This is a genomic window from Pseudomonas sp. GW531-T4 (genome assembly GCF_017349615.1).
In the GTDB taxonomy this organism is placed as follows: Bacteria; Pseudomonadota; Gammaproteobacteria; order Pseudomonadales; family Pseudomonadaceae; genus Aquipseudomonas; species Aquipseudomonas chlororaphis_I.
Window position 1 is genome coordinate 41240 of the sequence record NZ_JACMZT010000023.1, and the last position, 24387, is coordinate 65626.

Consider the following 24387-nt stretch of genomic DNA (forward strand, 5'->3'; position numbering starts at 1 on the left):
CTCAAGGGCGCTGCGTGGCCCCAGATTCCCTTCATCTTCCCGCGGGCTCAACTTTTGTGGTGGCGTGCCGTTAAGGCTGTATCACGCCAATAAAATCAAGAGTGAACCTCCTATGCGCTTAAGTCTGAAGGGCAAAGTCCTGTCCCTCGCGGTCCTCCCGGTGCTGTTGTTTGCGCTGGTGATCAGCCTGACCACGGTCGTCATGCTCAAGCAGCAGGCGCAGAACGAAGTGGACGAGACAAGACAGCGCCTGCTCGGCGAGGCCAAGACCACGCTGCAAAGCTATGTGGAGGTGGCCCTGAGCACGGTCAAGCCGCTCTACGACGCGGCGGCGCCCGGCGATACCGCGGCCCGCGCGCAGGTGGTGAAGCTGCTGTCGAACATCACCTACGGCAAGGACGGTTACTTCTTCGGCTACGACTCCGAGACCGTGCGCCTGTTCAAGGGCAACAGCCCGGACGGCGTCGGCAAGAGCTTCAAGGACAACCGCGACCCCAACGGCGTGTACGTCAACCGCGAGCTGGTCAAGGTCGGCAAGGACGGCACGCACTATGTGCAGTACAGCTCGACCCAGCCGGGCAGCGACGTGCTGGTGCCGAAACTGGGTTACACCGAATACCTGCCCAAGTGGGACCTGATCGTCGGCTCCTCGGTGAACCTGGACGGCATCGACGCCCAGGTGGCCGAGGTCGAGGCCAGCGTCAACCAGCGCATGCGGGGCATGGTCCTGAGTATCATCGGTATCGCCGTGGTGGTGCTGCTGGTGATCGCCGCCATCGGCATGCTGGTGGCCAATACCATCCTGCGGCCGCTGAACCTGATGAAACTCAACCTCGACGATATCGCCGCCGGCGAAGGCGACCTGACCCGCCGCCTGGCCATCACCAGCCAGGACGAGCTGGGCGACCTGGCCGGCTCCTTCAACCGTTTCGTCGACAAGATCCACGGCCTGGTGCGGCAGATCACCGAGATGACCGGCCAGCTCACCGGCCTGGTGACCCAGGTGTCCGAACAGGCCCAGCGTTCCGAGCAGGCCATGGAGCGCCAGCGCCACGAGACCGATCAGGTGGCCACGGCGATCAATGAAATGTCGTCGGCGGCCCAGGAAGTGGCACGCAGCGCCCAGGGCGCGGCGGTGGCGGCGCAGCAGACCGACGAGGAAGGCCAGGCGGCCAAGCGCGTGGTGGATGGCAGCATCCAGCAGATTCATGCGCTGGTCAGCGATATCCGCAGCAGCGGCACCTCCCTGGACAGCCTGCAGAAAGACGTGGCGTCGATTGTCAGTGTGCTCGACGTGATCCGTTCCATCGCCGAACAGACCAACTTGCTGGCTCTCAACGCGGCCATCGAAGCAGCGCGGGCCGGTGAGGCCGGGCGTGGCTTCGCGGTGGTGGCCGACGAGGTCAGGGCACTGGCCAGCCGCACCCAGCAGAGCACCCAGGAAATCCAGGGCATGATCGACCGCCTGCAACAGGGCACGCGCACCGCCGTGGAGGCCATGCGCCGCTCCAGCGATGCCGGCGACGGCACCTCGCACCAGGCCAACGAAGCCGGGGCTTCGCTGGATGCCATGGCGCAACTGATCGGCACCATCAACTCGATGAACGCGCAGATCGCCAGCGCCGCGGAAGAACAGACCGCGGTGGCCGAAGAGATCAACCGCAGCGTGCACCAGATCGCAGTGGCGGTGGACAGCGTCGCCGACGAAACCCAGCTCGGCGCCCAGACCTCACGCAGCCTGGCCGACCTCGGCCAGCGCCTGGGCAAGCTGGTGGGGCAGTTCCGTATCTAAGCGTTCAAGCGTATCGCGGGTAGCTCGTTATCCTCTGTAGGAGCGAGCGGGCAGCGATCCGACTTGCCCGCGATGGCGTCATCAGAGACGCCACCGCAATCAGGATTACACCGCGCTGTTCGGCGTCACGTCGCGCATCAACAGGGCAAAGCGCAGATCCACCGCGTCCGGGATCGGCAGGTACACCGTATGCCCGTCCCCCGGCGCGACCTCGATCGGCTCGCCATGGATGTTCTGCAACTGATGCAGGTCGAAGTGGAAGTTGCCCTTGGGGGTCATCAGCTCCATATGGTCGCCCAGGGCAAAGCGGTTCTTCACTTTCACTTCCGCCAGCCGGTCACGGCGCTCGCCGGTGAGTTCGCCGACGAACTGCTGGCGTTCCGATACCGAGCTGCCGTTCAGGTAGTTCTGGTATTCGTCGTGCACATGGCGGCGCAGGAAACCTTCGGTGTAACCACGCTGGGCCAGGGACTCCAGGTCGTTCATCAGGCTGCGGTCGAACTCGCGGCCGGCTACCGCGTCGTCGATGGCCCGGCGATAGACCTGGGTGGTACGGGCGCAATAGAAGTGCGACTTGGTGCGGCCCTCGATCTTCAACGAGTGCACGCCCATGCGCGTCAGGCGCTCGACGTGCTGCACCGCACGCAGGTCCTTGGCGTTCATGATGTAGGTGCCGTGCTCGTCCTCGAAGGCCGGCATCGCTTCGTCCGGGCGATTGGCCTCGCGCAGCAGGAACACCTGCTCGGTCGGCGCCCCCAGGCCCAGGGTCGGCTCCGGCTGGAACTGCTGGACGATCTCGCCGAGGGTGTTCTCCGTCGCTTCTTCTGCCTGGTATTTCCAGCGGCAGGCATTGGTGCAGGTGCCCTGGTTGGCGTCGCGCTTGTTCATGTAGCCCGACAGCAGGCAGCGCCCGGAGTAGGCCATGCACAGGGCGCCATGGACGAATACCTCGAGCTCCATGGCCGGCACCTGCTGGCGGATTTCCTCGATCTCTTCCAGGGACAGTTCGCGGGACAGGATGATCCGGCTCAGGCCCTGTTGCTGCCAGAACTCGACGCTGGCCCAGTTCACCGTATTGGCCTGCACCGACAGGTGGATCGGCATCTGCGGGAAGTGCCGGCGCACCAGCATGATCAGCCCCGGGTCGGACATGATCAGCGCGTCCGGAGCCATTGCGATCACCGGCTCCAGGTCCTTGAGGAAGGTCTTGAGCTTGGCGTTGTGCGGGGCGATGTTGACCACCACGTAGAAGCGCTTGCCCTGGGCCTGGGCCTCGCGAATGCCGAGGGCCAGGTTGGCGTGGTCGAATTCGTTGTTGCGCACCCGCAGGCTGTAGCGCGGCTGGCCGGCGTATACCGCATCGGCGCCATAGGCGAAGGCGTAGCGCATGTTTTTCAGAGTGCCGGCGGGGGCGAGCAGTTCGGGGCGGGTCAGGGGCGTCATGGCGGTTTGTCGATGGCAAAAGGTCGCGAGGGTAAGGCCTGGGCCAACAGACTTCATTGATCTGGATCTATGCTCGACGAATAAAACAGGGCACTTGGCCGAACACCGGCGGACTAACGCTTTAGGGGCGCTTTGCGGTGTCCTGGACCTTATTGACGGGGAGCGGACATGAACCAGCACCTCATGCAACACAAAAGCCTGTTGCTTCTGCTGACCCTGGTGACCGTCGCCTTCATCTGGATCCTGCTGCCCTTTTACGGCGCGGTGTTCTGGGCGGTGATTCTCGGCATCCTGTTCGACCCGCTGCATCGGCGCCTGCAAATCAAGTTCGGTTGGCCACGCAACCTGACGGCCTTTTGCACCCTGAGCATCTGCCTGGTGAGCGCGATTCTGCCGGTGGTCATCATCAGCACCCTGCTGGTGCAGGAGGGCGCCAACCTTTACCAGAGCATCGAAAGCGGCGAACTGGACATCGCCGGTCAGCTGGACCGGTTCAAGCACAGCCTGCCGCTGTACTTCCAGCAGCTGCTGGACCGCTTCGGCCTGGGTGAGCTGGAGAGCGTGCGCGAGAAGATCGTCAAGAGCGCGCTGCAAGGCAGCCAGTTCTTCGCCACCCAGGCTTTCAGCGTCGGCCAGGGCACCTTCAAGTTCGTGGTGAGCTTTTTCGTGATGCTGTACCTGTTGTTCTTCTTTTTGCGCGATGGCGCCGAACTGGTACGCAAGGTGCGCATCGCGGTGCCGTTGGCCGAGCATCAGAAGCGCCGGTTGCAGCTCAAGTTCAGTCGGGTGGTGCGGGCCACGGTGAAGGGCAACGTGCTGGTAGCGGTCAGCCAGGGGGTGCTGGGCGGGCTGATTTTCTGGTTTCTGGAGATTCCCAGCCCGCTGCTGTGGGCGGTGCTGATGGCCTTGCTGTCGTTGTTGCCGGCGGTGGGCGCGGCGATCGTCTGGGGTCCGGTGGCCCTGTACTTCCTGCTCAGCGGGGCGATCTGGCAAGGCGTGTTGCTGGGCTTGTACGGGGTGTTCGTGATCGGCCTGGTGGACAACGTGCTGCGCCCGATCCTGGTGGGCAAGGACACCAGGATGCCGGACTACCTGATTCTGATTTCGACCCTGGGGGGCCTGGCGATCTTCGGCCTGAACGGCTTTGTCATCGGGCCGTTGATCGCCGCGCTGTTCATCTCGAGCTGGGACCTGTTCGTCGATACCCGGCCGCGGACACAGCTGCCGCTGCCTTAGGCATGCAGGACGCGCTGCTCGATCTTTTGCGACAGGGCCTGGGCGGCGGTCAGCGAAGTGAGCGGGCCGCTGACCGGCTCGCCGTCGCGCACCAGGTACCAACACGCCAGCAACCCCAGCTCCCTGAGCGAGGTGGGAACGGCGCTACCGATAACGGACATGATCTGAACCTTGGGCATAAGTACCTCCATCAATCAATGGGGCTACCTTACGGACCGAGAGGTTCGACGAAAAATCACCGCGCTCGATAGTGGACATCGATACCGGCGAAAAAGGCGCCAGCCCGATCAGTCGACGACCTGATCGAGCATGTAGACCACTTCCGGGTCGTGCAGCAGGCCCTTGCGCACCAGGTGCTCGGCCAGCAAGGCCAGGAACTTGGCGCTGCGGTGGCCTTCCAGGTGCTTGAGTTCGGTCAGGGCGCTGTACACCTTGCTCGCGGTACCCAGGGTGGGGGAGTGATGGGGGTTTTGTGTCGGCATGGGCGTCGTCCTTGTTGTTATGGGGCCGTTTTGTGGACAGATCCGATCTTGCGGACCTGACATGACATAAATATGACAATTGTAGGCTTCAGCGTAGGGGCTGCCTTTGGCAACACTATTGCCGGATTGAATCGCAAAAGCTGTCCCGGCAGCGACCTCTGCAAGATTTATTCAGACATTTCAGGGTTGTTTCAAACGCAACAGGCCCCGCTGGTGAAGGCGGGGCCTGTGGGTGTGCGGTCGCCGGAGTTACCAGCGGCCAGGGCCATAGTAGTAATGGCGTGGCGGGCCGTAGTAGCCGCGAGGCGGGCCGTAATACACCGGGGCCGGACGGTAATAGACCGGTGGGCCTTCCACGTACACCGGCTGTGGCTGGTAGTAGACCGGTGGCGGCGCGGCATACACCGGTTGCGGCTGAACATAGACCGGTTGTTGCACGTAGACCGGGCGACTGTGGCTGGCGATCACCGAACCCACCACCGCTGCGCCGACCACGGCACCGACTACCGCCGGGCCACCCCAACCACCGCCACCGTGGGCGGACGCTTGACCGGCGACAGCAAGTGCACCAATGAGCAAGGCTATCTTGGGGATTTTACGCATCATGGCTATTCCTCGGTTCCGACCCCAGCGCTCGGTCTGCAATAGACGCGAGGACTGTCGCGGGGATACTTCTAAGACAGCTTTTTTCTGAAAAACTGCACAGCCGCCGGGTAAATTTTGTGTAAGGTCTGTACCGGCTTCTTTACCCTCGTCCGTAGGCGACAGGCCCGTCTTTCAGGCGCTGTCGATATGATCGGGCAGAACCCGATGACTGGCTAATCCCGTCTATCCGAAAGTGCGTTCCAAGGAGATCAACATGCAGATGAACCCCAACAAAGACACCCAGTTGTGTATGTCGCTGTCAGGGCGTCCGGGGAATTTCGGCCTGCGCTTTCACAATCATTTGTATGAACAGCTGGGCCTGAACTTCTACTACAAGGCGTTCAGCAGCCAGGACCTGCCAGGCGCCGTCGGTGGGATCCGCGCCCTGGGCATTCGCGGCTGTGGCGTGTCCATGCCGTTCAAGGAGGCCTGCATTGCCCTGGTGGACGAACTGGACGCCTCGGCCAGCGCTATCCAGTCGATCAACACCATCGTCAACACCAACGGCCACCTCAAGGCCTACAACACCGATTACATCGCCGTCGCCCAGTTGCTCGACAGCCACCGGATCCCCAAGAACACCCGCTTTGCCCTGCGCGGCAGCGGCGGCATGGCCAAGGCGGTGGCCAGCGCCTTGCGCGATGGTGGCTACCACGATGGCGTGATAGTTGCCCGCAATGCCCAAGCCGGGCAGGCCCTCGCCGACTCCCTGGGCTATGTCTGGCAGGCTGAGCTGGGCGAGTTGCGCCCGCAGATGCTGATCAACGTCACCCCGATCGGTATGAGTGGCGGTCCCGAGGCCGACCAGCTGGCGTTCCCGGTCGAGGCGATCCAGGCCGCGCGCACCGTGTTCGACGTGGTGGCGGTGCCGGCGGAAACCCCGCTGATCCTGCGCGCCCGGGCCGAAGGCAAACAGGTGATCACCGGCCTGGAAGTGATCGCCATCCAGGCGCTGGAGCAGTTCGTGCTGTACACCGGCGTGCGCCCCAGCGCCGAGCAGTTCCAGCAGGCGGTGGCCTTCGCCCGGGCCTGATCGGTGGGTGGAGCAGGGCAGGTCGGTGGCGCGCGAAGCCCTGCCTATACTGGTCGCCAGCAAGCCAAGACTTGCCCCTGTTCCACGCCACCGTGATCGAGGACCGTTATGCCACCTGCCATTCTCAATCTGGATCAGGCGGACCTTCAGCCGCTGCCTGAAGCCCTGAGCCCCACCGGCGACACCGCCGGCCGTTATGTCCAGCGCATCGCCCGTGTCGGCCAGCAACTGGGTGCCCGGAAGCTCGGCTACCGGCTGATTGCCCTGGGCCCGGGGATGCGCGCCAGCCCCTTCCATAACCATCGCGTCAACGAAGAGATGTTCTACATAGTCGCCGGCGAGGGCGAGATCCGTCTCGGCGCCGAGCGTTTTGCCATCCGCGCCGGCGATGTGATCGCCTGCCCGCCGGGCGACATGGACACCGCGCACCAGATCATCAACACCAGCCAGGGCGAGCTGCGCTATCTGGCGGTCAGCACCCAGGAGGCGCCGGATATCTGCGAATACCCGGATTCCGGCAAGTATGTGGTGATGAAGGACTTCAAGATCGACGATGAGGGCAACGCCTCGGGATTCGTCGCGGTGGCGCGGCATGCGGACGGGGTGGATTACTGGGACGGGGAGTAGGGGCTTTTGTAGTCTTTGAGACGTTGCGCCGACTGCGGCAGCGGCTACCAGGCGCTGCCGCAGGGGGCGGGGGCGATCAGCCTTCGAGTTTCGCCAGGCGCTCTTCGAGGGCGGCGATGCGCGCTTCCAGCTCTTCGATGCGTTCCGCCGATACGCCGCTGCCCGAACTGCGCTCCACCGGGTTCTGCCGGGCGGCGAGGATCGCCTCGATATCCGCCGGGTCTCCCAGGGCGTGCATGTAGCGATCTTCGCGCTGGCCGGCCTGGCGCGGAATCAGCAGCGCCAGGCCGCGTGCGATCAGGCGCTCCAGTTGATGTACCACCTGTTCGCTGTCTTCGAAATCATGCATGCGCCCGCTGCGGGTCAGCAGTTCGTTGACGGTCTGCGGGCCGCGCAAGAACAGCAGGCCGGCGAGTGCCACTTGCGCCGGCACCAGTTCCAGCGCCTTGTCCAGGCGATGCTCCCAGCGGTCGGCGCGGCTGCCCATTACCAGGCGGGCGAAGCCGCGGTTTTCCAGGGCGCGCAGGCTCTGGCCGACCTGGCCCTGGGTGAGGTTCATCACCGGTTCGCGGCTGGTTTTCTGGTTGCAGGCGATGACCAGGGCATTGAGGGTCAGCGGATAGGTTTCCGGGCTGGTTGCCTGCTTCTCGATCAGCGACCCGAGAATGCGCAGTTCGGTGCTGGTCAGTTGCAATTGCTCGCTGGAGGTCTCTTGCTCGATGCTCATCGCGCTTTCCCTATGCTGTCGAAGGCGACTAGCCTAATCCTTGCTGGATAAAAGACAAGCCGCCGGCGAGGCTCAGGCAGGTCTATAATCGCGCCACCTTTGTTTCCGCTTTTTTCCGTCAGCCTGTCGAGATCACCATGACCATTTCCCTGTACGCCGCCTCCGTTCCTGTCTTCAAGCAAATGCTCAACGCCCTGAGCGATGTCCTGAACAAGGCCGAAGCCCACGCCACGGCGAAGAACATCGACCCGAATGCCTTCCTGCAGGCCCGCCTGTACCCGGACATGTTCCCGCTGATCCGTCAGGTGCAGATCGCCGTCGATTTCGCCAAGGGCGTTTCGGCCCGCCTGGCCGAAGTCGAAGTGCCGAAGTACGACGACACTGAAACCACCTTTGCCGAGCTGCAGGCGCTGCTGGCCAAGGTTCTGGCCTTTATCGACGGCATCCAGCCGGCGCAGATCGATGGCAAGGAAGGCATCGAGATCGTCACCCGTCCGGGCACCCCGAAAGAGAAGCGCTTCAGCGGCCAGTCCTACCTGCTGACCTACGGTCTGCCGCAGTTCTTCTTCCACGTCACCACCACCTACGCGATCCTGCGCCACAACGGCGTGGAAATCGGCAAGCGCGACTACATGGGTGCTTTCTGAAATAGCGCCTTCTGATGTAGCCGGCTGCTAAGCCGATAAAAAAGCCCGGCAAGGTGCGAGCCTTGCCGGGCTTTTTAGTGCGCGCTGTGCATGCAGGCTCAGGCGGTCTGGCGGACCCTCTCTTCCTGGGCCATGCACGCGGCGGCGGTGAAGAGCACGTCGGTGGAGGAGTTCAGCGCGGTTTCCGCCGAGTCCTGCAGCACGCCGATGATGAAGCCGACGGCGACCACCTGCATGGCGATTTCGCTGGGGATGCCGAACAGGCTGCAGGCCAGCGGAATCAACAGCAGCGAACCGCCAGCCACGCCGGAAGCGCCACAGGCACAGATGGCGGCGACCACGCTGAGCAGCACGGCGGTGGGCAGGTCGACGGCAATGCCCAGGGTATGCACGGCGGCCAGGGTCAGCACGGTGATGGTGATGGCGGCGCCGGCCATGTTGATGGTGGCCCCCAGCGGGATCGACACCGAATAGGTGTCTTCATGCAGGCCCAGGCGCTTGCTCAGTTCCAGGTTGACCGGAATGTTGGCCGCCGAACTGCGGGTGAAGAACGCGGTGATGCCGCTTTCGCGCAGGCACATGAGCACCAGCGGGAACGGGTTGCGGCGGATCTTCCAGAACACGATCAGCGGGTTCATCACCAGCGCGACGAACAGCATGCAGCCGATCAGTACCGCCAGCAGATGCATATAACCGAGCAGGGCGCCGAAGCCCGAGGTCGCCAGGGTCGAGGCCACCAGGCCGAAGATGCCCAGCGGGGCGAAGCGGATCACCACTCGCACGATCAGGGTCACGCCATTGGACAGGTCGTCCAGCACGGTGCGGGTGGTGTTGCCGGCATGGCGGATGGCCACGCCCATGCCGATGGCCCAGGCCAGGATGCCGATGAAGTTGGCGTTCATCAGCGCGCTGACTGGGTTGTCCACCACGCTCAGCAGCAGGCTTTGCAGGACTTCGCTGATGCCGCCGGGGGCGGAGATGGCGACGTCATGGGTGCTCAGCACCAGGGAGGAGGGGAACAGGCTGCTGGCGATCACCGCCACCACCGCCGCGGCGAAAGTGCCCAGCAGGTAGAGCCAGAGGATCGGGCGGATATGGGTTTCCTGGCCGTGCTTGTGGTTGGCGATGGAGGCCATCACCAGCACGAACACCAGGATCGGCGCGACGGCTTTCAGTGCCGAGACAAAGACCTTGCCGATAAAGGCGGTGGATTTCGCCAGTTCGGGGGCCAGCAGCGCCAGGGCGATACCGGCGACCAGGCCAATGACGATCTGCGTGACCAGACTGGTGCGTTTGAGTTTTTCCAGGAGCGACGGGGGTGAAGCAGTCATAGCGGTATCTCTGATTTTTTTAATATGCGGTGCGTCGACGGGGGACGCCGTGCTGGTGAGTTGCTGGAGGTATGGGGTGTTGCGGCAGGGGGCGGACTTTATCACACGGGGGTCGCCCACGGATGTGACGATCTGCCACCCGAGCCTTCTAGAGTAGCCTGCGGTTTTTTCGCCGCTACCCCAGACATGCGCGGACACATTCTGTTAGGATTCGCCATCCTCTTCTCATCTCCAGTCAGCGGGCCCCCAGGCCATCGCTGATGTCGTCGTTTCCGGAGTTTTCCATGCTGTTGCCCATTCTGCTGTTGTCAGCCGCCGGTTTTACCGTGCTGACGACGGAGTTCATCATTGTCGGCCTGCTGCCTTCGATTGCCCGGGATCTTGCGGTCAGCGTGCCGCAGGCCGGCCTGCTGGTGACCTTGTTCGCCTTCACCGTGGCGGCGTTCGGGCCGTTCCTGACGGCCTATTTCGCCCGTTTCCAGCGCAAGCGCCTGTTCATCTCGGTACTGGTGATGTTCGGCCTGGCCAATACCCTGGCGGCGCTGGCGCCGAATATCTGGGTGATGGCGGTGGCGCGGCTGATCCCGGCGCTGGGCTTGCCGGTGTTCTGGGCCCTGGCCAGCGAAACCGCGGTGGATATCGTCGGCCCCGACTACGCCGGACGGGCCATCGCCAAGATCGGCTTCGGTATTGTCTGCGCCACGGTGTTCGGTATTCCGGTGGGCACGCTGATTTCCGATGCCTTCGGCTGGCGCAGTGCGTTCGGCATCCTGGCGCTGGTGGCGTTTGCCAAGGCGCTGCTGCTGTATGTCTACCTGCCGCAGACCCGCGTGCACAACGAGCAGGCCAGCCTGCGCTCGCAGTTCGGCATCCTGCGCAGCCCCTTGATGCAGGGGCATGTGCTGCTGTCGATCCTGGTGTTCAGTGGCATGTTCACCGCCTACACCTACCTGGCGGACATCCTCGAGCGCCTGGCCGGTTTCAACGGCACGCTGGTCGGCTGGTGCCTGATGGGCTTCGGCGCGGTAGGGCTGATCGGCAACTCGCTGGGCGGCCGCGCGGTGGACCGTCATCCGCTGCTGGCATCCATGGGTTTCTGCGCCTTGATGATCGGCGGCATGGTGGCGTTGGTGCCGAGCATCCACTCGCCGCTGGGCCTGGCGGCGGCCATGGGTGTCTGGGGCGTGACCCAGGCGGCGCTGTTCCTGGTCAGCCATGTCCGTCTGATCAAGGCCGCGCCTCAGGCGCCGGCGTTTGCTGCGTCGTTGAATATCGCCGGGGCCAACCTGGGGATCGGCCTGGGCGCCATGGTCGGCGGCCGGGTAATCGATACCCTGGGGCTGGGTAGCCTGGGGTTTGCCGCCGCTGGTTTTATCCTGGTGTCGATCCTGCTGGCCCTGCTGTTGATGACCCTCAAGCCACAGGCCAGCTGCGCCTGATCCTCCTCAGGCGCCCATGGCGGTGAACAGCTCGCGGCGAGCGCCTTCGGTGATCGCCACGATGCCGGGGTGCTTGACCTTGCGTTCGACCGAAATGGCGTAGAACGACTCGCTGACCGCGTCGGTCTGGCCGATCAGTTGCACGCCGTATTGGCGTCGCACTTCGTCGGCGATCACGCTGGGACTGATGAAGATCCCGCTGCCCGACTGACCGAATGCCTGCATCAAGGCGCTGTCGTCGAACTCACCGATGATCCTGGGTTGTATCTGCTGCTCGGCCAGCCAGCGCAGCAGGCGGCTGCGCACCACAGTTTCCTGCCCGGGAATCAGCAACGGAGCGCCATGCAGGCTATGGGGGAAGTTCGTTCCATAGCGCTCGGCCAGTTCTTCGGTGGCGAAAAAGCTGATGCCGCACTCGCCGAGTTTCTGGCTGTAGCCCTTGATATCAAGATGTGAGGGCATGGGGCTGTCGGAGATCACCAGGTCCAGGCGCTGGATGGCCAGGTCGGCCAGCAGGCGTTCGAGCTTGTCCTCGCGGCAGGTGATGCGGATCGGTTCGCTCAGCTCCATGGTCGGGGCGATCAGGCGATAGACGATCGATTTGGGCACCACATCGGCCACGCCGACCCGGAACAGGATCTGCTGCTCGTTGGGCTGGGCCTGGAGCATGGCTTCCAGTTCGCCGCCCAGCTGGAACATCTGCTCGGCGTAGGGCAGGGTCTGGCGCCCGGCTTCGGTCAACTCCAGTTGCCGGCCGACCCGGCGAAACAACTCGATGCCATAGGTTTGTTCGAGCAGGGTGATCTGCCCGCTGATGGTTTGCGGGGTCAGGTTCAGTTGCTCGCAGGCCCGGACGATGCTGCCGGTCTTGGCGACGACCCAGAAGTAATGCAGTTGACGGTAATTGAGCATGGCTGGCTTTGATTCGTAAAAATCGAAGTATAGCCGTTAAAAATACGAATTTTCCTGAAGTGTTCGTTTCCATAGAATGCCTCGCTATTGACGGGCCATCGTCTCGGCCCGGTCCGTTCTAACGAGGAAAGCGCAATGACCTATAAATCCATCGCCGCATCGTTGCTGGCGTTGTCGTTGATCACCCTTGCCGGTTGCGAGCAGGCGGAAAAAAGCGCGCAGCAGCTGTTGGGCAAGGCCGCGGAAAACGTCAAGCAGGCGATCGACGACACGCACAAGGCCGCCGAACAGGCGATCAGCGAGGCGACCCAGGGTTTGATCAGCAAGCAGGAAAAGCCGGCTGACGAGGCCAAAGAAGCCACCTCGTCGTCCCAGGAAATCTGATTCCCCCATACCCCCGACTCAGGACTGAGCCATGGAATACCTTTTACAACTCGCCGCCAGCCCCACCGCCTGGGTCGCCCTGGCAACCCTGGTGGTCATGGAAATCGTGCTCGGCATCGATAACCTGATCTTCATTTCGATCTTGACCAACAAGCTGCCCGAGCAACACCGGGCCAAGGCCCGGCGGATCGGTATCGGCATGGCCCTGATCCTGCGTCTGGCGTTGCTCAGCACCATCGCCTTTATCGTGCAGCTGACCGAGCCGGTGATCGATATCTTCGGCCAGGTCTTCTCCTGGAAGGACATGATCCTGATTGCCGGCGGCCTGTTCCTGCTGTGGAAGGCCACCACGGAGATCCATCACAGCATGGACCCGGAGCCGCAGGACAGCAAAAGCGAGACCGCTGGCGTGTCCCTGGGGTTCGCCGCGGCGATCGGCCAGATCCTGATGCTGGACATGGTGTTCTCCATCGACAGCATCATCACCGCCGTCGGCATGACCGAGCACTTGCCGATCATGATCATCGCGGTGGTGGTGTCGGTACTGGTGATGTTGCTGGCGGCCGAGCCTCTGGCCAAGTTCATCAATGACAACCCGACGGTGGTCATGCTGGCCCTGGGCTTCCTGATCATGATCGGCATGACGCTGATCGCCGAAGGTTTCGGTGCCCATGTACCAAAAGGTTATGTGTACGCGGCCATGGCTTTCTCGGCGGCCATCGAGGGGCTGAACATGCTGGCCCGTCGTGCCCGGCAGAAGCGCGTGACGGCGGAGGCGGAAGTCGAAGCCTGATTCGCGGCAACAACCGACGGCGGCCTGTGTTCAAGGACACTGGCCGCCGTTTTTTATTGGGTGGGAGAAAAAGCGCCAGTCAGTGCGCGGTGGCGTGATGCCGGGCCGGTTTTGCGGTTTTCGCGGCGGGAGTCGGCAAGCGCGGATGATGGTGCCGGCGAGCGATCCGCAGGACGCCCCAGAGCATGGCAGCGGCGACGGCCAGCCAGCCGCCGATCAGCATAAGGATTGTCGTTGTCAGGCTCATACATGCCTCCTTTTTGCCCTGTCCGGGGCACACACTCGTTGCAATGGACAGTCTAGTCGCGGTTGTGTTTCAAGCCATTGACCAATAGTCGAGTGTCATCAAACGGTTTGCTCTATGAGGCGCAAATTACTGCGGCTTGACGCTATACCCTTGCCTCGTGGCGCCCTATGATCAGCGTTTCGGCCGGGGCTCCTGGCTTGGCGTCTGCACAAGAGAGTCATGATGGAACGGATGTTTCTGCGATTTCGAACACTGTTGTTGGCGGGCGCCTGCGCCCTGACGCTGGCCGGTTGCGCCAGCAGCGTGCAGCCGGAGATTCAGCGCCTGCCCGAGCGGGTGGAACTCAACGGCGTACCGTTTTTCCGCGACGAAACCTATCAGAGCGGCCCGGGCACCCTGGCCAGCATGCTGTCCCAGCAAGGTATCGTGATCACCCCGGGCCTACTGGACAAGCCGTTGCACCTGCCAGGCGCCGAGGCGAAGTTGCAGCAGAACATGCTGACCCTGGCGCGTGAGTACGGGATGGTGGTCTATCCGCTGGACGACAATTTAGCGGCGCTGCTGACCCAGGTTGCCGCGGGATACCCGGTGATGGTGCGTTACACCGAAGGCTCGGCGTTCTGGGCCGAACCTCGCTATGCCGTGCTGGCGGGCTATAACCGGCACAAGCAGACGGTGTTGCTGCGAGCGGGAATGAATCGTCGTCTGTTGATGGACTTTGCCAAATTCGAATCGGCCTGGAGCAGTGCGGGGCACTGGGCGGTGCTGATTCAGGGGCCGACCCAGGTACCCGCCCAGGTCGATCGCCAGCGTTGGCTGAGGGCGGCCGATGAGTTGGCCCAGGCCGGGCAGGAGAACGCGGCAGCACGAGCGACCAAGGCGTTGAGCGCCAACTGAGGTTGCAGAAACGCTGACGGCGCCCAGGGGCGCCGTCTTTGAAAGGGCCGCGATCGACAGATCCGCGGCCTTTTTTTGGGTCTGCCAGCTTCTATTCGGCAGTCTGGGCGACGCCGCTCTGACGGCTTTTCAGGTTTTTGCCGGCCTTGTAGCTCAAGGCGGCATTCGGTACCGAGCCGCTTTTACCGGTTTCCAGCCACTGGCGGATGCGGCTGGCATCGGCGAAGTGCGTGTATTTGCCAAAGGCGTCGAGAATCACCAGGGCGACCGGGCGGTTGCTCATGCTGGTCACCAGTACCAGGCAGTGGCCTGCTTCATCGGTAAAGCCGGTCTTGGTCAGCTTGATGTCCCAGTTGGCCCTGTTGACCAGGTGATCGGTGTTGCGAAAGCCCAGGGTGTAGTTGGGTTTGCGGAACGCCACGGTCTTTTCCTTGGTGGTGCTCAGCTCGCTCAGCAGCGGGTATTTGCGCGCCGCCAGCAACAGTTTGCTCAGGTCCCGTGCGGTGGACACGTTATGGACCGACAGGCCGGTCGGCTCGACATAGTGCGTGCTGGTCATACCCAGTGCCTTGGCCTTGGCGTTCATGGCGGCAATAAAGGCTGCATACCCGCCCGGGTAGTGGTGGGCGAGGCTGGCGGCGGCACGGTTTTCCGACGACATCAGGGCGATCAGCAGCATCTCCTTGCGCGGCAGCTCGCTCTTGAGCTTGACCCGGGAAAACACACCTTTCATTTCCGGGGTGTTGCTGATGTCCACGGAGATGTATTCATCCAGCGGTTGTTTGGCGTCGAGTACGATCAGACCGGTCATCAGCTTGGTCACCGACGCGATGGGCACGACCACGTCGGGATTGCTGGAATAAATGACCTTGTTGGTCTGCAGGTCCAGCAGCAGGGCGCTGCCGGAGGCAATATGCAGTTGGGAGGGATCGCGCGGCGCTTCGGTGGTTTCGCGAGCGACGGCGCTCTGCGTGATAAAGGTGCCTGTAAGTGCAAAAAATAGGCTCAGGATAGAAAGACGGATTTTCACGCGGGCGGACTCATGGAGTGGATATGCCGTTCTGCAACGGGCTGCTTTCAGAAAAACGTTACATTTTATGAGTATGTGCCAGGAAAGAGCTACACGCCCGTAGGTAAAGGGCTCCAGGTAAATTAAATTTCATCCTGTACCAGATTTGTACCAGTTCGATCCTCTTCTTTCTGATGAGTAGATCGTCCGCTGCAAGCGGGGGTATTCGGTCCAGGTTTTCGGCGAGCAGAAACAAAGAACCCCGCCAATGGCGGGGTTCTTTTTATCCGGGATGTTTCCCAGGGTCAGTCGTGCAGCGTTTCTGCCGCGTACAAGGTGTTTTCCAGCAGGCAGGCACGAGTCATCGGGCCGACGCCCCCCGGTACCGGGGTGATCCAGCCAGCGCGGGGCAGGGCGGTCTCGTAGACCACATCGCCCACCAGCTTGCCGTCTTCCTGGCGGTTGATGCCGACGTCGATGACGATGGCGCCTTCCTTGATCCATTCACCCTTGACCAGGCCCGGCTTGCCGGCGGCCACGACCACCAGATCGGCACGCCCGACGTGGCCGGCCAGATCCTTGGTGAAGCGGTGGGTGACGGTAACGGTGCAGCCGGCCAGCAGCAGCTCCATCGCCATCGGGCGACCGACGATGTTGGAAGCGCCGACCACGACTGCATCCATGCCGTACAGATCGGCACCGGTGCTTTCCAGCAGGGTCATGATGCCTTTCGGGGTGCATGGACGCAGCAGGGGGATGCGTTGGGCCAGGCGGCCGACGTTATAAGGATGGAAACCATCCACGTCTTTATCCGGGCGGATGCGTTCCAGCAGTTTGGAGGCATCGAGGTGTTCGGGCAGTGGCAGCTGTAGCAGGACGCCATCGATGTTCGGGTCATCGTTGAGGCGGTCGATCAGGCCGGCCAGTTCTTCTTGAGTGGTGCCTGTAGGCAAGTCATAGGCTTTTGAAAGAAAGCCGACCTCTTCGCAGTCTTTACGCTTGTGCGAGACATAAACCTGAGAGGCCGGGTCGCTGCCGACCAGGATCACCGCGAGGCCTGGAGTACGCAGGCCTTGCTGGCGACGCTCGGCGACACGTTTGGCGATCTGCTGGCGCAGGCTAGCGGCGATCGCTTTGCCGTCGATTAGTTGTGCAGTCATGACGCGTGATTAACCATCGAGAGGGAGAGAAAAAGAGAACGCATTCTCGCATGCCAGGACGTGAGGGCAAAGGCGCTTGGTCTGCAAATTCCCCTAACTCCTTTAATTAAATGAATTTTTTTCAAAAAAGAGTTGACGACCCAACGGCTCGTCTATAACATTCGTCGCACTTGTCGGGCACAGCCTAGCACTGGTTAAGAAGGTCGGGCAGAGTTGATGTTTAGCTCGTAACGACTGAAAGCACTTAGTTTGTAATCATTAAAGAATACAGATTAATAAGGCGCCCGTAGCTCAGCTGGATAGAGCATCCGCCTTCTAAGCGGATGGTCGCAGGTTCGAGTCCTGCCGGGTGCGCCATTAGGCAGCTTTGGCACAAGTAACGCAACAACGCAATATGGTGGGCGTAGCTCAGTTGGTAGAGCACAGGATTGTGACTCCTGTTGTCGTGGGTTCGATCCCCATCGTCCACCCCATATTCCGAAAGGCGCCAGATTAATAGTCTGGCGCCTTTGCTTTAAAAGCTTGATACGCGGACGTGGTGGAATTGGTAGACACACTGGATTTAGGTTCCAGCGCCGCAAGGTGTAAGAGTTCGAGTCTCTTCGTCCGCACCAATTAAGTAGCTATTTATATAGCAGATAACGGCGCAGCACCTGAAAAGGGCTGCGCCGTTTTCGTTTCAGAAGTCTGTATTTCCAGCGGGTCGCAGGTGGTGGACCAAGGATGCGACGAAACACTCGTCCTTTTGTCGCTGGAATGCTGAAGGTTTACCGGTCGGGCTGTGGTTTGGTCCGGCTATCGGGGAGGTGATGCGCCATTCCTTCTATATATAGAAGCGTTGGTGCAGAGGCCCTGGTTTGATTCGCTGTATTTGCTCTCAGGGCGAGGCTCAACCGTTGGTCCCCGCCTTTAAATCGCCAGCTGTTTTTTTACCCGTTTTCAGTAGGGTGACTTCTTGAGTTTGACCCACTAGAATGCATGCCCTTGATTCTGGGGTCGGAAACGGCCGGCTAACGTCTGTGCAACGAGGAATATCCATGCAAGTTTCTGTTGAAAATACTTCTGCTCTTGAGCGCCGCATGAGCATCACCGTGCCGGCTGAGCGCATCGAGACACAGGTCAACAAGCGTCTGCAGCAGACTGCCCAAAAGGCCAAGATTCCAGGCTTCCGTCCTGGCAAAGTCCCAATGAGCGTGATCCGTCAGCGTTATGAAGCTGATGCGCGTCAAGAAGCTGTGGGCGACGTGATCCAGGCTTCCTTCTACGAAGCTGTTGTCGAGCAGAAGCTGAACCCGGCTGGCGCTCCTTCGGTTGAGCCAAAGGTTCTGGAGAAGGGCAAGGATCTGGAATACGTTGCAACGTTCGAAGTGTTCCCTGAGTTCACCGTTGCCGGTTTCGAGTCCATCGCCGTTGAGCGTCTGAGCGCTGACGTGGCTGATGCCGACCTGGACAACATGCTGGAAATCCTGCGCAAGCAGAACATTCGCTTTGAAGTGGCCGACCGTGCCGCTCAAAACGAAGACCAACTGAATATCGATTTCGTCGGCAAGGTCGACGGTGAAGTGTTCGCTGGCGGTTCCGCCAAGGGTACTCAACTGGTGCTGGGTTCCGGCCGCATGATCCCGGGCTTCGAAGAAGGCCTGGTCGGCGCCAAAGCTGGTGAAGAACGCGTTCTGAACCTGACTTTCCCTGAGAACTACCAGAACCTGGACCTGGCTAGCAAAGCTGCCGAGTTCACCGTGACCGTCAACACTGTTTCCGAGCCTAAGCTGCCAGAACTGACCGAAGAGTTCTTCGCTCAATTCGGCATCAAGGAAGCCGGTCTGGAAGGTTTCCGTGCCGAAGTTCGCAAGAACATGGAGCGTGAACTGCGTCAGGCCATCAAGTCCAAGGTCAAGAACCAGGTAATGGACGGCCTGCTGGCTGCCAACCCGATCGAAGTGCCTAAGGCTCTGCTGGACAACGAAGTGAACCGTCTGCGCGTTCAGGCCGTTCAACAGTTCGGTGGCAACATCAAGCCTGATCAACTGCCGGCCGAGCTGTTCGAAGAACAAGCCAAGCGTCGCGTCGTACTGGGTCTGATCGTGGCTGAAGTGGTCAAGCAATTCGACCTCAAGCCTGACGAAGCCCGCGTGCGTGAGCTGATCCAGGAAATGGCTTCTGCTTACCAAGAGCCGGAGCAGGTCGTGTCCTGGTACTACAAGAACGAGCAGCAACTGAACGAAGTCCGTTCGGTTGTGCTGGAAGAACAAGTTGTGGATACTGTTCTGCAGAAAGCTAGCGTGACCGACAAATCGGTCTCTTACGAAGAAGCGGTCAAGCCGGTAGAAGCACCACAAGCCGACTGATTTTTTACTCGTTCGAAAATACACACCATAAGCCAGCCTTCGTGCTGGCTTATGCGTATTCAAGACATGACTATTTGGGAGTGACTGCAGGACATGTCCCGCAATTCTTATTATCAGCAGAGCTCTGACATCCAGGCCGCAGGCGGCCTGGTCCCGATGGTTATCGAGCAGTCCGCCCGTGGCGAACGCGCCTATGACATCTACTCGCGCCTCCTCAAGGAGCGGGTGATCTTCCTGATTGGCCCGGTAGAAGACTACATGGCCAACCTGGTCGCGGCACAATTGCTCTTCCTTGAAGCGGAAAACCCGGACAAGGACATCCATCTCTACATCAACTCGCCAGGTGGTTCGGTGACTGCGGGTATGTCGATCTACGACACCATGCAATTCATCAAGCCGGACGTTTCCACCATCTGCATCGGCCAGGCCTGCAGCATGGGGGCTTTCCTGCTTGCCGGTGGCGCAGCGGGCAAACGTCACTGCCTGCCTAACTCGCGGATGATGATTCACCAGCCTTTGGGCGGTTTCCAGGGCCAGGCTTCGGATATCGACATCCATGCCAAGGAAATCCTGCACATCCGTTCGCGGCTGAACTCGCTGCTGGCTCATCACACCGGTCAGAGCCTCGAGACCATCGAGCGCGACACCGAGCGCGACAACTTCATGAGCGCAGAGCGTGCAGCTGAATACGGCCTGATCGACTCTGTGATCACCAAGCGTCAAATGCCTGCCTAAGCAACTCAAATGTAGGTGGTTGGTTTAACCGGCCACCTGCGGACTTGAAAAAGCCCGCAATTGCCTTCATCTTGTGTTGCAAGCCTATCGGATTTGGATCGATCGAATGACTGACACCCGCAACGGCGAGGACAACGGCAAACTGCTTTATTGCTCCTTCTGTGGCAAAAGCCAGCATGAAGTACGCAAATTGATTGCCGGCCCCTCGGTCTTTATCTGCGACGAGTGCGTCGACCTGTGCAATGACATCATCCGTGAGGAGGTGCAGGAAGCACAGGCCGAAAGCAGCGCGCATAAATTGCCTTCGCCTAAAGAAATCAGCGGCATCCTTGATCAGTATGTGATTGGTCAGGAACGTGCGAAAAAGGTTCTGGCGGTAGCGGTATACAACCACTACAAGCGCCTCAACCAACGTGACAAAAAGAATGACGAGGTCGAACTGGGCAAGAGCAACATCTTGCTGATCGGCCCTACAGGTTCGGGCAAGACTCTGTTGGCAGAGACCCTGGCGCGCCTGTTGAATGTACCGTTCACCATTGCCGACGCCACCACCCTGACCGAAGCCGGTTATGTGGGTGAGGACGTCGAGAACATCATTCAGAAACTGCTGCAGAAGTGCGATTACGATGTAGAGAAAGCTCAAATGGGCATCGTCTATATCGATGAAATCGACAAGATTTCCCGCAAGTCTGACAACCCTTCGATTACCCGTGACGTTTCGGGCGAAGGCGTGCAGCAGGCCCTGTTGAAACTGATCGAAGGCACTGTGGCTTCCGTTCCGCCTCAAGGTGGTCGCAAGCATCCGCAGCAAGAGTTCCTGCAGGTCGATACGCGCAACATCCTGTTCATCTGCGGTGGTGCGTTCTCGGGTCTGGAAAAAGTTATCCAGAACCGTTCGACTCGCGGCGGCATCGGCTTCAATGCTGAAGTACGCAGCAAGGAAGAGGGCAAGAAGGTCGGCGAATCCCTGCGTGAAGTCGAACCGGACGATCTGGTCAAGTTCGGCCTGATTCCGGAGTTCGTGGGTCGTCTGCCGGTTCTTGCGACCCTGGACGAGCTGGATGAGGCAGCGTTGATCCAGATCCTTACCGAGCCGAAAAACGCCTTGACCAAGCAGTATGCCAAGTTGTTCGAGATGGAAGGCGTCGATCTGGAGTTCCGTACCGATGCCCTCAAGTCGGTCGCCAAGCGTGCGCTTGAGCGTAAGACTGGTGCTCGCGGATTGCGTTCGATTCTCGAAGGCGTGTTGCTCGACACTATGTACGAAATCCCCTCGCAGTCCGAGGTAAGTAAAGTAGTGATCGACGAAAGCGTTATAGAAGGTAAGTCCAAGCCACTGTATATCTATGAAAACAGTGAGCCGACTGCCAAGGCGGCCCCGGACGCCTAAGCGCCGGACTGCTGGTTTGACAGAAGGGGCCTTCGGGCCCCTTTGCTTTTACTGCCTTTAAAGTACTGTCTTTGAGCTTGTTTTTTTTCGAGGCAGCCCCCATCTTGGTTTCAAGCTTACTTCCATCTGTTTACGGCCTTATGGCCGCCGTAGAGGCGAAATCATGAAGACAACCATCGAATTGCCTCTCTTGCCATTGCGTGATGTCGTGGTTTATCCGCACATGGTTATCCCGCTGTTCGTGGGGCGCGAGAAGTCTATCGAAGCCCTCGAGGCCGCGATGACGGGCGACAAGCAGATTCTTCTGTTGGCTCAGAAAAATCCTGCTGATGATGATCCCGGTGAAGATGCACTCTATCGCGTAGGTACCATTGCCACTGTTCTGCAATTGCTCAAGTTGCCTGACGGCACCGTCAAAGTACTGGTCGAGGGCGAGCAGCGGGGTGCTGTGGAGCGTTTCAGCGAAGTGGATGGCCACTGCCGTGCCGAAGTCGCCCTGATTGACGAGGTGGACGCTCCTGAGCGTGAGTCGGAAGTCTTCGTCCGCAGTCTGTTGTCCCAGTTCGAGCAGTACGTGCAGCTGGGCAAGAAAGTCCCTGCCGAAGTGCTGTCGTCCCTCAACAGCATCGATGAGCCGAGCCGCCTGGTAGATACCATGGCTGCGCACATGGCGCTGAAAATCGAGCAGAAGCAGGAAATTCTCGAAATCATCGACCTGTCGGCGCGTGTCGAGCACGTGCTGGCGTTGCTGGATGCGGAAATCGATCTGTTGCAGGTCGAGAAGCGCATTCGCGGTCGCGTGAAGAAACAAATGGAGCGCAGCCAGCGCGAGTACTACCTGAATGAGCAGATGAAGGCCATTCAGAAAGAGCTGGGCGACGGTGACGAAGGTCATAACGAAGTCGAAGAGCTGAAAAAGCGCATCGACGCCGCCGGCTTGCCAAAGGACGCCCTGGCTAAGGCCCAGGCCGAGCTGAACAAGCTCAAGCAAATGTCGCCGATGTCGGCCGAGGCCACAGTCGTGCGTTCCTACATCGACTGGCTGGTTCAGGTGCCGTGGAAGGCGCAGAGCAAGGTTCGTCTGGACCTGGCGCGCGCCGAAGATATCCTCGATGCCGATCACTATGGCCTGGAAGAAGTCAAAGAGCGGATTCTCGAATACCTCGCCGTGCAAAAGCGCGTGAAGAAGATTCGTGGCCCGGTACTGTGCCTGGTCGGGCCTCCTGGGGTCGGTAAAACCTCCCTGGCGGAGTCGATTGCCCACGCCACCAACCGTAAATTCGTGCGTATGGCCCTCGGTGGCGTGCGTGATGAGGCGGAAATTCGTGGCCATCGTCGTACCTACATCGGTTCGATGCCAGGAAGATTGATTCAAAAGATGACGAAAGTGGGCGTTCGCAACCCGCTGTTCCTGCTCGATGAAATCGACAAGATGGGCAGCGACATGCGTGGCGATCCGGCTTCGGCATTGCTCGAAGTGCTCGACCCCGAGCAGAACCACAACTTCAACGACCACTATCTGGAAGTCGATTACGACCTCTCCGATGTGATGTTCCTCTGCACCTCCAACTCGATGAATATTCCGCCAGCGTTGCTGGACCGGATGGAGGTGATTCGTCTGCCGGGTTACACCGAGGACGAGAAGATCAACATCGCGGTCAAATACCTGTCGCCCAAGCAGATTCAGGCCAACGGCCTGAAGAAGGGCGAGCTGGAATTCGACGAAGAAGCCATTCGCGACATCATCCGTTACTACACCCGCGAAGCCGGTGTGCGTGGGCTGGAGCGCCAGATCGCCAAGGTTTGCCGCAAGGCGGTCAAGGAGCATGCGCTTGAAAAACGCTTCTCGGTGAAGGTCACTTCCGACCTGCTGGAGCATTTCCTCGGCGTGCGCAAATTCCGCTATGGCCTGGCCGAGCAGCAGGATCAGATCGGTCAGGTAACAGGCCTGGCCTGGACCCAGGTCGGTGGTGAGCTACTGACCATCGAAGCGGCCGTGGTGCCTGGCAAAGGTCAGTTGATCAAGACCGGTTCGCTGGGTGACGTGATGGTCGAATCGATCACTGCGGCGCTGACGGTGGTGCGTAGCCGTGCGAAGAGCCTGGGGATCCCCCTGGACTTCCACGAGAAGCGCGACACCCATATCCATATGCCGGAAGGGGCGACCCCGAAAGACGGCCCTAGTGCTGGCGTAGGCATGTGCACGGCCCTGGTTTCGGCATTGACCGGCATTCCGGTACGGGCTGATGTGGCCATGACCGGGGAAATTACCCTGCGTGGCCAAGTGTTGGCGATCGGTGGTTTGAAAGAGAAACTTCTTGCAGCACATCGCGGTGGAATCAAGACTGTCATCATTCCAGAAGAAAATGTGCGCGATTTGAAGGAAATTCCTGACAATATCAAGCAGGATCTTCAAATTAAGCCAGTTAAATGGATTGACGAAGTCCTCCAAATTGCGCTGCAATACGCGCCGGAGCCCTTGCCGGATGTGGCTCCCGAGATAGTTGCAAAGGATGAAAAACGCGAGTCTGACTCTAAGGAAAGAATTAGCACGCATTAGTACGCATTAGCCTGGGGGGCTTCCTTGACAGCTTTTTAGAGCCCTTGTTATAAAGCGGCTCTTAAGTGTCTGTAGGCCATTCAGCACTGGTTTTTGCTTTCACCAAAAAACTTAGAATCATACTCAAATAGATATATAAGGGGACTTAGAGTGAACAAGTCGGAACTGATTGATGCTATCGCTGCATCTGCTGATATCCCGAAAGCTGCTGCTGGCCGTGCGCTGGATGCAGTAATCGAATCCGTCACTGGCGCTCTTAAGGCTGGCGACTCCGTTGTACTGGTTGGTTTCGGTACTTTCTCTGTTACCGATCGTCCTGCTCGCATTGGTCGTAACCCACAGACCGGTAAGACGCTGGAAATCGCTGCAGCCAAAAAACCAGGTTTCAAAGCTGGTAAAGCACTGAAAGAAGCCGTTAACTAAGCTTCCTTCAAGCCTTTGCCTACCCGGGTCGGGGTCTTTCCCGACCTGGCAGCGGAGCGGTAGGGCAGCCGGTTAGAAATCCGGTTTGTCACATCGGGGATCGAGGGTTCGATCCCCTGTCCGCTCC

24 protein-coding genes and 3 tRNA genes are annotated in these 24387 nt (G+C 60.3%); 17 read left to right on the forward strand and 10 right to left on the reverse strand.

All coding sequences use genetic code 11. From position 1 onward, the window contains the following. Positions 1 to 112 precede the first annotated feature (112 nt). On the forward strand, positions 113 to 1792 hold the full coding sequence (locus tag J4D28_RS18805) for a methyl-accepting chemotaxis protein (protein ID WP_009049867.1): 1680 nt from the start codon (positions 113 to 115) through the stop codon (positions 1790 to 1792). 105 nt (positions 1793 to 1897) lie between these two features. Here J4D28_RS18805 and yegQ read toward each other — a convergent pair whose 3' ends face one another. Then, a complete protein-coding gene (gene yegQ, locus J4D28_RS18810) occupies positions 1898 to 3235 on the reverse strand; it encodes a tRNA 5-hydroxyuridine modification protein YegQ (RefSeq protein ID WP_009049866.1) in 1338 nt (445 codons plus the stop codon). 168 nt (positions 3236 to 3403) lie between these two features. Between yegQ and J4D28_RS18815 the strand changes: the two genes are divergently transcribed. Beyond that, positions 3404 to 4471 (forward strand): AI-2E family transporter, encoded by a 1068-nt coding sequence (locus J4D28_RS18815; protein ID WP_009049865.1) that lies wholly within the window; start codon positions 3404 to 3406, stop codon positions 4469 to 4471. Here the strand turns inward: J4D28_RS18815 and J4D28_RS18820 are convergent. The 3 genes from J4D28_RS18820 to J4D28_RS18830 form a co-directional block, all read right to left on the reverse strand. After that, the gene (locus tag J4D28_RS18820; protein WP_007927236.1) at positions 4468 to 4650 is read right to left on the reverse strand and encodes a hypothetical protein; all 183 of its coding nucleotides are present in this window, start codon (positions 4648 to 4650) and stop codon (positions 4468 to 4470) included. The genes J4D28_RS18815 and J4D28_RS18820 overlap by 4 nt on opposite strands. Before the next feature lie 108 nt (positions 4651 to 4758). Beyond that, on the reverse strand, positions 4759 to 4953 hold the full coding sequence (locus J4D28_RS18825) for a hypothetical protein (protein ID WP_007927235.1): 195 nt from the start codon (positions 4951 to 4953) through the stop codon (positions 4759 to 4761). A gap of 249 nt (positions 4954 to 5202) precedes the next feature. Then, the gene (locus J4D28_RS18830; RefSeq protein ID WP_007927233.1) at positions 5203 to 5559 is read right to left on the reverse strand and encodes a hypothetical protein; all 357 of its coding nucleotides are present in this window, start codon (positions 5557 to 5559) and stop codon (positions 5203 to 5205) included. Between the two features lie 253 nt (positions 5560 to 5812). On the opposite strand from J4D28_RS18830, the gene J4D28_RS18835 reads away from it, so the two are divergent. Next, positions 5813 to 6631 (forward strand): shikimate 5-dehydrogenase, encoded by an 819-nt coding sequence (locus tag J4D28_RS18835; RefSeq protein WP_009049864.1) that lies wholly within the window; start codon positions 5813 to 5815, stop codon positions 6629 to 6631. Positions 6632 to 6739: 108 nt separating this feature from the next. Further along, a complete protein-coding gene (locus tag J4D28_RS18840; protein ID WP_009049863.1) occupies positions 6740 to 7258 on the forward strand; it encodes a cupin domain-containing protein in 519 nt (172 codons plus the stop codon). A 76-nt stretch (positions 7259 to 7334) separates the two neighbouring features. On the opposite strand, the gene J4D28_RS18845 is transcribed toward J4D28_RS18840, so the two are convergent. After that, positions 7335 to 7985 carry a YceH family protein gene (locus J4D28_RS18845; RefSeq protein WP_009049862.1) on the reverse strand — a complete coding sequence of 217 codons (651 nt, stop codon included), beginning with the start codon at positions 7983 to 7985 and terminating at the stop codon, positions 7335 to 7337. A 137-nt stretch (positions 7986 to 8122) separates the two neighbouring features. On the opposite strand from J4D28_RS18845, the gene J4D28_RS18850 reads away from it, so the two are divergent. Beyond that, a complete protein-coding gene (locus J4D28_RS18850; RefSeq protein WP_009049861.1) occupies positions 8123 to 8632 on the forward strand; it encodes a DUF1993 family protein in 510 nt (169 codons plus the stop codon). A 98-nt stretch (positions 8633 to 8730) separates the two neighbouring features. Here J4D28_RS18850 and sstT read toward each other — a convergent pair whose 3' ends face one another. Further along, positions 8731 to 9963, reverse strand: a complete 1233-nt coding sequence (gene sstT, locus J4D28_RS18855) for a serine/threonine transporter SstT (RefSeq protein ID WP_009049860.1) — start codon at positions 9961 to 9963, stop codon at positions 8731 to 8733. Positions 9964 to 10247: 284 nt separating this feature from the next. Between sstT and J4D28_RS18860 the strand changes: the two genes are divergently transcribed. Then, a complete protein-coding gene (locus J4D28_RS18860) occupies positions 10248 to 11402 on the forward strand; it encodes an MFS transporter (RefSeq protein WP_009049859.1) in 1155 nt (384 codons plus the stop codon). Positions 11403 to 11408: 6 nt separating this feature from the next. On the opposite strand, the gene nhaR is transcribed toward J4D28_RS18860, so the two are convergent. Next, entirely contained in the window at positions 11409 to 12314 is a 906-nt protein-coding gene (gene nhaR, locus J4D28_RS18865) for a transcriptional activator NhaR (RefSeq protein WP_009049858.1), read from the reverse strand. A 135-nt stretch (positions 12315 to 12449) separates the two neighbouring features. Between nhaR and J4D28_RS18870 the strand changes: the two genes are divergently transcribed. Both J4D28_RS18870 and J4D28_RS18875 read left to right on the forward strand, forming a co-directional pair. Continuing rightward, entirely contained in the window at positions 12450 to 12698 is a 249-nt protein-coding gene (locus tag J4D28_RS18870; RefSeq protein WP_103331408.1) for a hypothetical protein, read from the forward strand. A 31-nt stretch (positions 12699 to 12729) separates the two neighbouring features. Further along, entirely contained in the window at positions 12730 to 13491 is a 762-nt protein-coding gene (locus J4D28_RS18875; protein ID WP_009049856.1) for a TerC family protein, read from the forward strand. Between the two features lie 79 nt (positions 13492 to 13570). Here the strand turns inward: J4D28_RS18875 and J4D28_RS18880 are convergent, their stop codons facing one another. After that, positions 13571 to 13738: a hypothetical protein gene (locus J4D28_RS18880; protein WP_009049855.1), complete on the reverse strand. Its 168-nt coding sequence runs from the start codon at positions 13736 to 13738 to the stop codon at positions 13571 to 13573. Positions 13739 to 13960: 222 nt separating this feature from the next. Between J4D28_RS18880 and J4D28_RS18885 the strand changes: the two genes are divergently transcribed. Then, positions 13961 to 14635 (forward strand): PA2778 family cysteine peptidase, encoded by a 675-nt coding sequence (locus tag J4D28_RS18885; RefSeq protein ID WP_039968091.1) that lies wholly within the window; start codon positions 13961 to 13963, stop codon positions 14633 to 14635. Between the two features lie 91 nt (positions 14636 to 14726). On the opposite strand, the gene pbpG is transcribed toward J4D28_RS18885, so the two are convergent. Both pbpG and folD read right to left on the reverse strand, forming a co-directional pair. Then, positions 14727 to 15665 (reverse strand): D-alanyl-D-alanine endopeptidase, encoded by a 939-nt coding sequence (gene pbpG, locus J4D28_RS18890; protein ID WP_009049853.1) that lies wholly within the window; start codon positions 15663 to 15665, stop codon positions 14727 to 14729. A gap of 284 nt (positions 15666 to 15949) precedes the next feature. Further along, positions 15950 to 16804, reverse strand: coding sequence for a bifunctional methylenetetrahydrofolate dehydrogenase/methenyltetrahydrofolate cyclohydrolase FolD (folD, locus tag J4D28_RS18895; RefSeq protein WP_009049852.1), 855 nt, complete (start codon positions 16802 to 16804; stop codon positions 15950 to 15952). Positions 16805 to 17084: 280 nt separating this feature from the next. Here folD and J4D28_RS18900 point away from each other — a divergent pair. From J4D28_RS18900 to J4D28_RS18935, 8 genes are all read left to right on the forward strand, one after another. Continuing rightward, a tRNA-Arg gene (locus tag J4D28_RS18900) sits at positions 17085 to 17161 on the forward strand. A gap of 40 nt (positions 17162 to 17201) precedes the next feature. Continuing rightward, a tRNA-His gene (locus tag J4D28_RS18905) sits at positions 17202 to 17277 on the forward strand. A 56-nt stretch (positions 17278 to 17333) separates the two neighbouring features. Continuing rightward, a tRNA-Leu gene (locus J4D28_RS18910) sits at positions 17334 to 17418 on the forward strand. 423 nt (positions 17419 to 17841) lie between these two features. Beyond that, a complete protein-coding gene (gene tig, locus J4D28_RS18915; protein WP_009049851.1) occupies positions 17842 to 19152 on the forward strand; it encodes a trigger factor in 1311 nt (436 codons plus the stop codon). Between the two features lie 93 nt (positions 19153 to 19245). Beyond that, positions 19246 to 19887 (forward strand): ATP-dependent Clp endopeptidase proteolytic subunit ClpP, encoded by a 642-nt coding sequence (gene clpP, locus J4D28_RS18920; RefSeq protein ID WP_007927205.1) that lies wholly within the window; start codon positions 19246 to 19248, stop codon positions 19885 to 19887. Between the two features lie 106 nt (positions 19888 to 19993). After that, positions 19994 to 21277, forward strand: a complete 1284-nt coding sequence (gene clpX, locus J4D28_RS18925; RefSeq protein WP_007927204.1) for an ATP-dependent Clp protease ATP-binding subunit ClpX — start codon at positions 19994 to 19996, stop codon at positions 21275 to 21277. Positions 21278 to 21440: 163 nt separating this feature from the next. Next, a complete protein-coding gene (lon, locus tag J4D28_RS18930) occupies positions 21441 to 23837 on the forward strand; it encodes an endopeptidase La (RefSeq protein WP_016701944.1) in 2397 nt (798 codons plus the stop codon). A 93-nt stretch (positions 23838 to 23930) separates the two neighbouring features. Next, positions 23931 to 24260 carry an HU family DNA-binding protein gene (locus J4D28_RS18935; RefSeq protein ID WP_020296819.1) on the forward strand — a complete coding sequence of 110 codons (330 nt, stop codon included), beginning with the start codon at positions 23931 to 23933 and terminating at the stop codon, positions 24258 to 24260. Positions 24261 to 24387: the final 127 nt, after the last annotated feature.